This is a genomic window from Mycobacterium sp. BMJ-28 (genome assembly GCF_054404835.1).
The window spans coordinates 5644544-5656099 of record NZ_CM136783.1 but is presented as its reverse complement, the minus strand read 5'-3'; the positions used below and the strand labels follow the sequence as shown (position 1 = coordinate 5656099).

Below are 11556 nucleotides of genomic sequence, written 5' to 3'. Positions count from 1 at the left end.
CCGGATTGCGAAACCGATCGGCGGTGCTCGGTGCCGTCGGCGCCGTGGCGGTGCTGATCTGTCCCTCGGCGGGCGCGATCACCCCGCCGCAGGTCGATGGTCAGGTCGCCCCGCCGGCGGGCGCGGCAGGTCCGGTTCAGACGATGGCCCTGCGCACCCCGTGCGCGACCACCGGTGTGCTGTCCGGCAGTGATCCGGCCGCGGTGAATCCGAACCAGGTGACACTCAACCTGTCCGGGGCCTGGCGGTACGGCCGCGGAGAGGGACAGACGGTGGCCGTCATCGACACCGGCGTGCACCCCGGACCGCGGCTGCCCAACGTCGAGGCCGGCGGTGACTTCGTCGAATCGACCGACGGGCTGACCGACTGCGACGGGCACGGCACCCTGATCGCCGGCCTGATCGCAGGACAGCCCGGAGCCGACGGCTTCTCCGGTGTCGCCCCCGGCGCCCGGCTGCTCTCGATCCGCCAGACCTCGGCGCACTACTCGCCTGCACAGCAGGGCGAGGATCCGGCGCGCACCCGGGCCACCATCGACGTCGCCACGCTGGCCCGCGCGGTGGTGCGCGCCGCCGACCTGGGCGCCCGGGTCATCAACATCTCCGCGGTGACCTGCCTACCCGCCGACAGCACCGTCGACCAGTCCGCGCTGGGGGCCGCGTTGCGGTACGCGGCGGTGGACAAAGACGCCGTCATCATCGCGGCAGCCGGCAACAGCAGCTCGACCAACGGTGCCGGAACAGCATGTGCGACAAACCCATTGGCCGACCCGGCCCGTCCCGACGACCCGCGCAACTGGGGCGGTGTGCAGTCGGTGTCCATCCCGTCCTGGTGGCAGCCCTACGTGTTGTCGGTCGGCGCGCTCACCCGCCAGGGTGAGGCGGCGCCGTTCACCATGGCCGGGCCGTGGGTGGGCATCGCCGCGCCGGGGACGGACATCACCTCGGTGAGCAACGGCCCCGACGGCGGACTGGCCAACGGGCTGCCCAATACCAAGGGCGAACTGGCGCCGGCCAGCGGGACGAGTTACGCCGCGGCGTACGTGTCCGGGGTGGCCGCGCTGGTGCGGGCCCGGTTTCCCGAGCTGACCGCCGAGCAGGTGGTGCGCAGGCTGACCGTCACCGCGCACGGCGCCGACCGCTCACCGTCGAACCTGGTGGGGGCCGGCAGTGTCGATCCGGTCGCGGCGCTCACCTGGGATGTCCCCGGCCCGGGGACGCCGGCCGATACGGCGAAGACGGTTGCCGCGCCGCCGGCCGCCACCCCGAAAGACCTCACCCCGCGGACCGTCGCCTTCATCGGGACCGGCGCGCTCGCGCTGATCGTGCTGGCCGTTGCCGCGATCACCGCACATCGACGGAAGGACAAAGCCGCATGACGGCCCGACTCACCCTGGCCTTGCTGTTCATCGTCCCGGCCGGGCTGGCCTACCCGTGGCATACGGTCACCTCGCGCTGGATCCTGGGCGTGGCGATCGCCGTCGTCCTCCTCGTGTTCGTCTGGTGGCGAGGCGAATTCGTCACGACCCTGGTGGCTAGGCGGGTGGCGATCTGGACCCGCAACGCCCGCAGGCGCCAACCCGCGGTGGTTGCAGACCGGGCATCGGTGCTGCTGCGGATCGAACCGGCGGCAACCGATGAACTGCCCGTGCCGCTGATCGCCGGGTATGTCGACCGCTATGGTCTGCGCTGCGAGAAGGTGCGGATCACCAGCCGTGATCTCGCCGGGCAACGCGACACCTGGGTAGGGCTGACCCTGGCCGCGCGGGACAACCTCAGCGCCCTGCAGGCCCGGTCTGCGCGGATTCCGCTGCACGACACCGCCGATATCGTGGGCCGCCGATTGGCCGACCACCTCAGGGAGAACGGCTGGACGGTCACGACCGTCGAAGACGGCGAGCCGGACCCGGCGCCAGGTGACGCCAAGGAACGCTGGCGCGCGCTGACCGACGGTGCGGAGTTCTTCGCCGCCTACCGGATTCTGGTGCCGGCCCTGTCCGAGACGCTGTCAGCGGTGTGGGCGCACCCCGCCCGGGAAACCTGGACCGCCGTCGAATTCGGCCCGGGCACCGCCGCGGCGGTCTGCGCGCTACGCACCGCCGACGCACCCGGTACATCGGTTCCGGTACCCGGTCTGCTCCGCCTCGGCGGGCAGCAGCGGCCGGTGTTCGATGCGCTGAAACTGCGTGCCGCGCAACGCCTGGACGGCCACGCGCCTGCCGGCCACGAGCTCGCGACGCAACTCGGGTGGCGTGCGGGTGCGCCGGACCTGGCGGTCAGAACATGAACGGATGCAGGAACCGGGTCATCCGGCGCAGGTAATCGGGCTGGCTGACGTGCAGGATGTGGTTGCCCGGGAACCAGTGGAATGCGCAGTGATCCCAATGCCGCCACAGCAGTTCGGCTTGTTGCGGCGGTGCCATCCGGTCGCCGAGACCGGCGATGATCAGCCGCCGGTCTTTCGGCACCAGCGGCCGGTAGTTCAGCGGTGAATGGAATTGGGTGGCCGCATCGGACTTCGCCTTGTCGATGTGGGCGACCCGATTACCCAGCGAGACCAGCTTGTTGGCCGGGAACCAATCTTCGAAGGCGGATTCCGGGGTCACCACCGGGACGTTCGGGATGACGGCATCGATGCGGTCGTCGACGCTGGCGGCCAACGCGGCGGTGTAGCCGCCCAGCGACATCCCGGTCAGCGCAATACGATCGACCCCGGTGTACGCCAGATGGTCCAGCACGGACCGGAAATCGTGCACGGCCTGGGCCATCGCCTCGGCGAAACCGGGCATGCCGTCGGCGAAGTAGCCGTATCCGCTGTAGGGCGAGTTCTTCTCGGCCCGCGGGCCGTGAAACGGCAGGGTGTAGAGCAGCACGTCATACCCGGATCGGTAAAACCACGGCAACGCGAAGAACAGCCCGTTGAGCAGGTACGGCGATCCCATGAAACCGTGAATCACGCACAGCGTGGGGCGAGGACCGTCCTTGTGTACCCAGTGCTGGGCGTGCACGACGTTGTTGCGGGCGTAGGACAATCGCTGCTCACGCAGCGCCGGGTTGACCGCCTGGAAACTGCTCTGGAACCGGATGTTGCGGACCTCGCCGTGCGCCATCCAGGTGGCGACGGGGTTGGCCGGACGCGAGGACACCCGCGGCGCCGCGGTCGGTGCGGGGAAGGACAACTCCGGGTCGTGTTTGGCGGCGAGGTCGACGTAGAAATCCAGCGCCGCATCCTGGGCGGCCACCCGGGCCGGGTGCAGCGCCGCGTCGACCAACTTGGGCACCATGGCCGCGCCGACGATCGAGGCGACGGCGGTGCGCAACCCGAGATCGGCGATCGCCGAGGCGTCGACCAGCAACTTCTGCTGCCAGGTCAGGTCGATGCGGCGGGGCAGACCACGAGCGCCGGCGTCGGCGCCCGGCACATCAGGGACAGGAATGGGCGGGACCGGGGGAGCCTGCGATGGTTCGGTCACCAGCCGATGCTATCGGGAACCGGATCGGTCGAGGCCGAAGATCCGGGCGCCGTTGTCGTGGAACACCGCGCGCAACCAGGCGTCGTCGACACCCGGCAGCCGGGTCAGCGACGTCATCGCGTCGGCGTAACCGTACGGGATGTTCGGGAAGTCGCTGCCCCACAGGATCCGGTCGCCGAGCCGCAGCAGGCGCGGATAGTCGGCGGTGGGGAAGGGCATGGTCTCCTCGCTGAAACCGGTGAATGCCATGGTGGTGTCCAGGTGCACGCCGAAACGCTCGGAGAGGTCCAGGAATTCGCTGTACTCCGGCATGCCCATATGCGCCACGATGAGCCGCAGCCCGGGGTGGCGCTCCAGTACCGCCCGCACCGGGCCGGGACCGGTGTGCACGCCGGGTTGCGGGCCGGACCCGCAGTGGATGACGATCGGGATGCCAGCCTCGGCCAGCACACCCCACACGTCGTCGAGCAGCGGATCCGTCGGATCGTAGCCGCCCACCTGTACATGTGCTTTGAACAACCGGGCCCCGCCGGAGATGGCCGCCGCGACGTAGCGGTCCGCACCCGGCTCCGGGTAGAACGTGGCCGTCGACAGGCAGTCCGGCGTGTCGGCGGCGAACTGCGCCGCCCATTGGTTCAGCCAGGCCGCCATATCGGGTTTGTGCGGATAGACCAGCGACGGGAAGGCCAGGACGCCGAAGGAGCGCAGGGTCTGCAGGCGGGCGCGCTCATCGGTGCGGTAGGTGATCGGCCAGGCCCGCCCGACCAACGGCCCGGCCGCGTCGAAGTACTGCCAGACCTTGTCCATCACGTTCTTGGGCATGAAGTGCGTGTGTACGTCGACGATGCCGGGCAGCCCGAGGGATTCCCAGATCCGACGCACCGAAGTCGGCTCGTCCATCGCCACTGATGATGGCACCCGCACAGGGAAGGGGAGCAAGATGGGTCCGGTGTGGAATCCGGATGTGTACCTGGCCTTCGCCGATCACCGCGGCCGCCCGTTCTTCGAACTGCTGTCCAGGGTGACGGCGCAGCGTCCGCGCCGGGTGGTCGACCTGGGCTGTGGGCCCGGAAATTTGACCGAGACGCTGAGCCAGCGCTGGCCCGGCGCACAGATCGAGGCGTGGGATTCGTCGCCGGAGATGGTGCAGAAGGCACGCGAGCGCGGTCTGGACGCCGAGGTCGGCGGTATCGAGGAGTGGAGCCCACAACCCGACACCGATGTGGTGGTGTCCAACGCCGCGCTGCAGTGGGTGCCCGGGCACCGGGACATCGTGTTGCGCTGGACGCGTCAGCTGGCGCCCGGGTCGTGGATCGCCTTCCAGGTGCCCGGCAACTTCGACGCCCCCTCGCACGAGGCGGTACGTGCGGTGGCGCGCCGCGAGCCGTTCGCCGAGGCGCTGAGCGAGATGCCCTGGCGGGAGGCCGATGTGGTGGGTACTCCGGTCGAGTACGCCGGACTGCTCAGCGATGCCGGGTGTGCGGTGGATGTCTGGGAGACCACCTATATCCACGAATTACGCGGTGCGACACCGGTGTTGGACTGGATCACCGGCACGGCGCTGACCCAGGTCAGGGCCCGGCTGTCCGATGAGTTGTGGGAGCAGTACCGGCAGGCCATCATCCCGGTGCTCACGCAGGCCTACCCGGTGCGCGCCGACGGCAGCACGTTCTTCCCGTTCCGGCGGCTGTTCGTCGTCGCCCAAATCACTCGAGGTCGAGGAGCGCGATGACCCGCTCGACCAGTTCGTCGATATCGGCGTCGGTGGTGTCGACCACCAGGTCCGCCGATTCGGGCGCCTCATAGGGGGCGTCAACTCCGGTGAGGCCCTTGAGCTCTCCGGCGGTGGCTCGTGCGTACAGACCTTTGGGGTCGCGGCGCGCGCATTCCTCCACCGGGGTGGCGACATGGATTTCGATGAACCGGAGCTTGGCGGCGTCGTTGAGCGATCGGGCGATCTCCCGGTCGGAGCGCAGCGGTGACACCAGTGCGGCGAGCGCGACGACACCGGCATCGGCCAGCAACCGGGTCAGATGCCCGACGCGGCGGATGTTCTCGGTCCGATCACCCGCGGAGAAGCCGAGATCATCGGACAGCCCGTGCCGCAGGTTGTCCCCGTCCAGCAGGTAGGCCACCCGGCCGGATTCGACCAGCGCCCGTTCGACGGCCACGGCCAGCGTCGACTTGCCCGAGGCCGGCAGCCCGGTGAACCAGATGGTGGCGCCGCGCTGACCGGTCTTGCCCCACCGGTAGTCCCGATCCAGCGAGGACGGATGCCATTTGATGTCGGATCGGTTGTGGCCACTGGGCTTGACCTCGCGGGCCGCCAGAATGATGCCGGCGCCTACGGTGTCGTTGGACACCTCGTCGATCAGGATGAAGGCACCGCTGTCCCGGTTCTCGGCGTACGGGTCGGCCACCACGATGGAACTGGTGCGCAGGGTCACCGAGCCGATGTCGTTGAGCGCCAACTCGACCGGGCCGTCCACCTCGTCCAGCGTCTCGGGGTCGAGCTTGGTGTGCAGGTCCTGCACGGTGGCCCGGACGGTGCGGGTGCCCTGCTTGAGTGCCAGCCGGTCGCCGGCCCGCAGCGGGCTGTCCAGGAACCAGCACACCGTGGCGTCGATCTCGCGGGCCAGCACCGGCAGTGACGCGTCGTCGGCGGCGCTGACGAACACATCACCGCGGCCGACGTCGATATCGTCGGCCAGTTCGATCGACACCGACAGCGGTGCCACCGCGGTGGCCCGGTCGTCGTCGAGGGTGTCGACCACGGTGACGGTGGACCGGGTGCCCGACGGCAGGCTGACCACGGTGTCACCGACACTCAAGGTGCCCGCGGACAGCCGGCCGGTGTAGCGGCGGCGCTGCTCCGAGGTGGGCCGTGACACCCACTGCACCGGAAGCCGCAACTTCGACGATTCCGGCTGCGGGGCAGCCAGTTCCACCGTCTCCAGGTACTCCAGCAGAGTCGGGCCCTGGTACCACGGTGTCCGATCCGAGCGGTGCACGACGTTGTCGCCGAGCTTGGCGGCGATCGGGATGACGGCCAGGTCGGCGCCACCGAGCCGGTCGGCGACCAGCTGCAGCTCGGCGGCGACCTCGTGGTAGCGGACCTCGTCGAAGTCCACCAGATCGATCTTGTTGACTGCCGCGACGAAGTGCTTGATGCCAAGCAGTTTCGCGATCCGGGCGTGCCTGCGGGTCTGGCGCAGCACGCCGGCGCGGGCATCCACCAGCAGGATTGCCACGTGTGCGTTCGAGGCGCCGGTGAACATGTTGCGGGTGTACCGCTCGTGGCCGGGGGTGTCGGCCAGGATGTAACTGCGGGTCTGCGTGGAGAAGAACCGGTATGCGACATCGATGGTGATGCCCTGTTCCCGCTCGGCGCGCAGACCGTCGGACAACGCGGCCAGGTCGGCCACACCCTCCTCGTCGGTGACGGCCTCCAGGTGATCCAGCGGCAAGCTGTCGGTGTCGTGCATCAGCCGGCCGATCAAGGTGCTCTTGCCGTCGTCGACCGACCCGGCGGTGGTGATGCGAAGCAGCTGACGAGTGGTCCTCTCGCCGTCGCTCTGCTTCGCTGCGCTCGTCTCAATGGACATCAGAAGTAACCCTCTCGCTTGCGGTCTTCCATCGCGGCCACCGATGTGCGGTCATCGGCGCGGGTCTCGCCGCGCTCGGACACCGTGGCGGCGGAGATCTCGGTGATCACCTGATCGATCCGGGTGGCCCTGGACCGCACCGCGCCGGTGATGGTGAGGTCGCCGACGGTGCGGTAGCGCACCCACTCCAGGGCGGCCTTCTCGCCGCCGGTGGGCCGGGCGTACTCGGACACCGCGAGCAGAATGCCGTCGCGTTCGAAGACCTCGCGTTCGTGCGCGAAGTAGATCGACGGCAGCTCAAGGTTTTCCAGCTCGATGTAGCGCCAGATGTCCAACTCTGTCCAGTTCGACAGCGGGAAGACGCGGACCTGCTCGCCCTTACGGATCCGGCCGTTGTACAGCGACCACGGCTCGGGACGCTGGGCGCGGGGATCCCATTGGCCGAACTCGTCACGGAAGCTCAGGATGCGTTCCTTGGCGCGCGCCCGCTCCTCGTCACGACGCGCACCACCGAACGCGGCATCGAAACCGCCGGCCTCCAGTGCGTCGAGCAGCGTGCGGGTCTGCTGCCGGTTGCGTGAGGCGCCCGGCCCCGGGTCGGCGACCCGGCCGCTGTCGATGGTCTCCTGCACCGAACCGACGAGCAGTTTGTGCCCGACGCCGGTGGTACGCCGGTCGCGGAACTCGATGACCTCACCGAAGTTGTGCCCGGTGTCCACGTGCAACACCGGGAAAGGCAGCGGCCCGGGCCGGAAAGCCTTCTCCGCCAACCGCAGCAGGACGATCGAGTCCTTGCCCGCCGAGAACAGCAGTACCGGCCGCTGCAGCTCGGCCACCACCTCCCGGATGATGTGCACGGCTTCGGCTTCCAGCAGCCTCAGTTCGTCGACGTGGATGGTGTCGGTGGCGGTCATGTCGGCAGTCCCTCCCGGTGCGCGTCGGCGCGGTAGCGGTCAACCCAGTCGTCGGATCGTTGGTCGGCCTGGCGTTCCAGCACCGGCTCGGGCGCCAGCCCCGGGTCCAGGCCCAGCTGCTCCAGCACCGTGGCCACCACCGTGGTGAGGTTGCGCCACAGGTACGGGTAGGAGACGTCGATCGGCTCGACGCCCTCTTCGGCGAACCAGTTGCGCCAGCCCTCTTCCTGCTCGCGCAACAGCTTCACCACGTGTGCGATGGCACCGGCGTGATACTCGGCGCGCGCGTCACGTCCCGGGTCGGGCCGGCCGCGCCAGACCCGGGTCTGAACCGCGCGCCAGAACGACACCGCCTGCGACACCACATCCGGCCGGTAGACGTGCACCAGTACCGGATCGCTGCCGACCACATCGCGGATGGCCGCCAGCAGTCCGTCACCGGAGCGGTTCGGCAGGCCGTTCGCGCGGTCCAGCAGCAACGGCGTCTGGTTCCACATCAGCTTGCCGCCCCACACCCCGTTGGGGGTGCGCCCGACGGTCTGGATGTAGTCGCGCCAGATCTCGGCAGGCGCGATGTCGGGTTTGCCGTCGACGATCGGGTCGAGCAGGCGCAGGATCGACGGGTCCTCGACGTCGGCGAACCACTCCCGCGGCTGCGGCGACATGCTGGTGGTGGGCAGGTATTGGAAGAACTCCTGCGGCTCCCCGGCGACGCCGGTCGCACGCAGGGATTCCACCAGCAGAGTGCTGCCGCTGCGTTGCGAGGCGAGGACCAAGTACGCCGTGGGTGTCGTCGGTGAAGACATGCGCGAGAGCCTAACGGGTGCCGGTATGCACTGCTCAGAGGGACTTTTCGCTCAGCATGAGCATTAATCTTGCGCACTGCGTTCGCCGTCGATGCCGCGGTCGGCGGCGATAGCGGAACGGCTGGTGACCGGGCGTCCGTGAATGCTCAGGTAGGTCTGGGTGTACCGCTCTGAGATGCGGCTACCGGCGAAATCCGACGGGATGACGTCATTGGTCTTGTGCCGCCACTCATCGAGGCGCAGCGCCAGTTCACCGGCGATCGTCTCGGATTTGTCGCTAGGGCTCTCGGTGAGCAGATTGCGGCTCTCCGCCGGATCGGCGGTCAGGTCGTAGAGCTCGCGTTCCGGGCGTGGCGCGGTGACCAGCGGGCCGACGGCCTGGCCCGGCGCGCTGTCGGCGATGTCCCATGGGAGGTCCAGCAGCGGGCGCGCCGAGTAGTTCTCGATGTAGCTGTATTCCTTGGTCCGGATGGCGCGGATCGGGTCGAAGGAGTCGTGGAAGGTCTTGGTGGTGTACACCTCGGTGCGGACCTCGTCACCGCCCGGGTTGCGCAGCGCATCTGCGTGCGAAAGACCTTGTACCTCAGCGGGGATCGGCGCGCCGAGCAGATCCAGCAGGGTCGGGGTGAGATCGACGCCGCTGAACAGGTCGTCGTATACCCGCGCAGTGATGTGCGCGTCCCGGGGCGGCCGCACGATCAGTGCGATACCGGTGCCCGCGTCGTACAGCGTGGACTTGGCCCGTGGCAGTGCCGGCCCGTGATCGGTCAGGAACACCACCCAGGTGCTGCGGTCCAGCCCGGTTTCGGCCAGGGTGTCCAGGAGCTCGCCGACGGCGGCGTCGGCCACCGTGATGGATCCATAGAAGTCGGCGAGGTCCTGGCGGATGTCGGGGGTGTCGGGCAGATAGCCGGGCACGTCGACCTCGGCGGGGTCGGCCGGGTCGTAACGTTCGGCGGGGTAGGGCCGGTGTGTCTCGAAGAAACCGGTGGTGAGCAGGAACGGCTTCGGGTGGTCAGGACTTTCCCCCGTCGCTTCGCTCGCCCGGTCTCGCAACCAGGCGGTGGCCCGCTCGACCACGTACTCGCAGTACGAGTTCGACACGTCGTACTCGTCGAAGCCCAGCCGCGCCGGGTAGGACGTCTCGTGCTGCATGCCGAACAAGGCGGTGTGCCAACCGGATTGGGACAGCAGCGCGGGCAGTGTCTGCACGTCCGCGCGGTACTCCCAGCCGTGGTGGGCCAGGCCGAGCAAGCCGTTGCTCTGCGGGTAGCGGCCGGTGAACAGGGATCCGCGCGACGGGGAGCACAGCGGGGCGGTGGCATGTGCCCTGGTGAACAGGATGCCTTCGGCCGCCAGCTGGTCCAGGCGCGGACTGCTGACATCGGCATGGTGGTAGGCGCCGAGGTAGCGGCCGAGGTCATGCCAGTGCACGAACAGCACGTTGTCGGGGTGGGGGCCGGTCACAGGAAGTCCTTCATCGCAGATAAACGGAACATGGTGACGCGGGGTTGGGCAACCCTTTGGCGCACCGATTTCTCACTTCCAGGCGAACACCGGCTGCTCGAGTTCGTCCACGCGGTCCGAGTTGCCCTGCAGACATAGCCAGCGCACCTGCAACAACACCGCACCGGTAGGGGCGTGGATCAGGTCGTTGCCGAGCGGGATCTGCACCACCGGCCTGGGGCTTTCCGGGATGCTGATGAACCGCGGCGAATCCTCGCGGAGCAACTGGTGCAGACCGACCCGGTAGGCCGCCACCACCTCGTCGGGCGCCGGGCGCGGGTCCAGCCGGCCGCCGCCCCACAGCACCACGGGCGTGATGACATATCCCGAGCGGGTCGGGTAATCATCGAGCAGACCCATAACCGAGGAGCCGGGCAGGTCGACGCCGATCTCCTCGTGCGTTTCGCGCAGTGCCGCATCCACCGCCGTCTCGCCGGGGTCCAGGCGTCCACCGGGTAGCGCCCACTGCGCCGCATGCGAATTGAGCCGCGACGCACGGCGGCACAGCAGGAACGCCGCCCCGCCGGACACGTCGACCATCCGGCCGTCCAGGCCGGCCTCGGGCATCGGCCGGCCGGCGATCCAGTCGTCCACCGGCGCCGGGTCGACCCGATCTTCGCCGAGCTCGGAATCCACCAGCACGACGGCCACGGCGGCGTGCCGCTTGGCCGGATCGGTGACGCTGTGCCGGTGGTGACCGGCCAGGTTGCGCTGGATGCGCTGGCGCAGTACGTCGTCGTAGGGGATGGTCATGGGTGGTAGGGCACCCCGACGGCCCGGAACACCCACTCCGGTGGCACGTCGTAGGCCAAGTCGCGCCGGGGCAGCCGAGCCAGCACATCCGCCGGCAGTGGCTCCTTGTAGTGCAGCGACAGTTGACCGCTGCATCGCGGATCGACGCGGGCCACGTCGACGTTGAGATGCAGCCCGGTCTCGGAGAGAACTGCGGTCACGGCACCGGATTGTGTTGCGTCCCAACGCTGATCGATGGTCCGGCCGGCCAATTTGGGAACCGAGGACAGGGTGGCGAGCACTCGCTGGGAGGTGAGCACCAGTGATCCGGAGTAGCTGCTGACGCTGCCCGCGGAACGCTTGCCCGGCACCCGGCCCGAGAAATGCCGGGTGACAGCCACATACTCGGCCAGATGGATGATGCCCTCGGATTCCACGGCCGCGCGCAGATCGTCGGGCAACTTGCCGATGCCGAACAGCTTTCGGAGAAAGACCGCCATGGCCACACAGTACGACGACT

Annotated in this window: 11 protein-coding genes; 3 read left to right on the top strand and 8 right to left on the bottom strand. The window is 68.9% G+C overall.

Annotation, left to right across the window (positions count from 1 at the left end; all coding sequences use genetic code 11):
• The first annotated feature begins 5 nt into the window (after positions 1 to 5).
• Together mycP and eccE are read left to right on the top strand one after the other, a co-directional pair.
• On the top strand, positions 6 to 1379 hold the full coding sequence (gene mycP, locus ACXPWS_RS28060; RefSeq protein ID WP_458709789.1) for a type VII secretion-associated serine protease mycosin: 1374 nt from the start codon (positions 6 to 8) through the stop codon (positions 1377 to 1379).
• Positions 1376 to 2287, top strand: coding sequence for a type VII secretion protein EccE (gene eccE / locus ACXPWS_RS28055; protein ID WP_458709788.1), 912 nt, complete (start codon positions 1376 to 1378; stop codon positions 2285 to 2287). Before mycP ends, eccE begins: the two co-directional genes overlap by 4 nt.
• Here eccE and ACXPWS_RS28050 read toward each other — a convergent pair.
• Positions 2277 to 3473 carry an alpha/beta hydrolase family protein gene (locus tag ACXPWS_RS28050; protein WP_458709787.1) on the bottom strand — a complete coding sequence of 399 codons (1197 nt, stop codon included), beginning with the start codon at positions 3471 to 3473 and terminating at the stop codon, positions 2277 to 2279. The two genes, eccE and ACXPWS_RS28050, sit on opposite strands and share 11 nt — an antisense overlap.
• Positions 3474 to 3482: 9 nt before the next feature.
• Positions 3483 to 4373, bottom strand: coding sequence for an amidohydrolase family protein (locus tag ACXPWS_RS28045; RefSeq protein ID WP_458709786.1), 891 nt, complete (start codon positions 4371 to 4373; stop codon positions 3483 to 3485).
• 49 nt (positions 4374 to 4422) lie between these two features.
• Here ACXPWS_RS28045 and ACXPWS_RS28040 point away from each other — a divergent pair, with 49 nt between their 5' ends.
• Positions 4423 to 5205: a trans-aconitate 2-methyltransferase gene (locus ACXPWS_RS28040; protein ID WP_458713721.1), complete on the top strand. Its 783-nt coding sequence runs from the start codon at positions 4423 to 4425 to the stop codon at positions 5203 to 5205.
• On the opposite strand, the gene cysC is transcribed toward ACXPWS_RS28040, so the two are convergent.
• From cysC to ACXPWS_RS28010, 6 genes are all read right to left on the bottom strand, one after another.
• Positions 5180 to 7078, bottom strand: a complete 1899-nt coding sequence (cysC, locus tag ACXPWS_RS28035) for an adenylyl-sulfate kinase (protein WP_458709785.1) — start codon at positions 7076 to 7078, stop codon at positions 5180 to 5182. The two genes, ACXPWS_RS28040 and cysC, sit on opposite strands and share 26 nt — an antisense overlap.
• On the bottom strand, positions 7078 to 7992 hold the full coding sequence (gene cysD, locus ACXPWS_RS28030) for a sulfate adenylyltransferase subunit CysD (RefSeq protein WP_458709784.1): 915 nt from the start codon (positions 7990 to 7992) through the stop codon (positions 7078 to 7080). Before cysD ends, cysC begins: the two co-directional genes overlap by 1 nt.
• Positions 7989 to 8798 carry a trehalose 2-sulfotransferase gene (gene stf0 / locus ACXPWS_RS28025; protein WP_458709783.1) on the bottom strand — a complete coding sequence of 270 codons (810 nt, stop codon included), beginning with the start codon at positions 8796 to 8798 and terminating at the stop codon, positions 7989 to 7991. The genes cysD and stf0 overlap by 4 nt, the downstream gene beginning before the upstream one ends.
• A 63-nt stretch (positions 8799 to 8861) precedes the next feature.
• Positions 8862 to 10265 (bottom strand): sulfatase family protein, encoded by a 1404-nt coding sequence (locus ACXPWS_RS28020; RefSeq protein ID WP_458709782.1) that lies wholly within the window; start codon positions 10263 to 10265, stop codon positions 8862 to 8864.
• A 72-nt stretch (positions 10266 to 10337) separates the two neighbouring features.
• A complete protein-coding gene (locus ACXPWS_RS28015) occupies positions 10338 to 11057 on the bottom strand; it encodes an NUDIX hydrolase (RefSeq protein ID WP_458709781.1) in 720 nt (239 codons plus the stop codon).
• Complete coding sequence (locus tag ACXPWS_RS28010; RefSeq protein ID WP_458709780.1) at positions 11054 to 11536, bottom strand: hypothetical protein; 483 nt, start codon at positions 11534 to 11536, stop codon at positions 11054 to 11056. The genes ACXPWS_RS28015 and ACXPWS_RS28010 overlap by 4 nt, the downstream gene beginning before the upstream one ends.
• Positions 11537 to 11556: the final 20 nt, after the last annotated feature.

Excerpts from the sequence above, each read along its gene's own strand:
- eccE (WP_458709788.1), top strand. The coding sequence starts at position 1,376 with ATGACGGCCCGACTCACCCTGGCCTTGCTGTTCATCGTCCCGGCCGGG.
- ACXPWS_RS28045 (WP_458709786.1), bottom strand. The coding sequence starts at position 4,373 with ATGGACGAGCCGACTTCGGTGCGTCGGATCTGGGAATCCCTCGGGCTG.
- cysC (WP_458709785.1), bottom strand. The coding sequence starts at position 7,078 with ATGTCCATTGAGACGAGCGCAGCGAAGCAGAGCGACGGCGAGAGGACC.
- cysD (WP_458709784.1), bottom strand. The coding sequence starts at position 7,992 with ATGACCGCCACCGACACCATCCACGTCGACGAACTGAGGCTGCTGGAA.
- stf0 (WP_458709783.1), bottom strand. The coding sequence starts at position 8,798 with ATGTCTTCACCGACGACACCCACGGCGTACTTGGTCCTCGCCTCGCAA.
- ACXPWS_RS28015 (WP_458709781.1), bottom strand. The coding sequence starts at position 11,057 with ATGACCATCCCCTACGACGACGTACTGCGCCAGCGCATCCAGCGCAAC.
- ACXPWS_RS28010 (WP_458709780.1), bottom strand. The coding sequence starts at position 11,536 with ATGGCGGTCTTTCTCCGAAAGCTGTTCGGCATCGGCAAGTTGCCCGAC.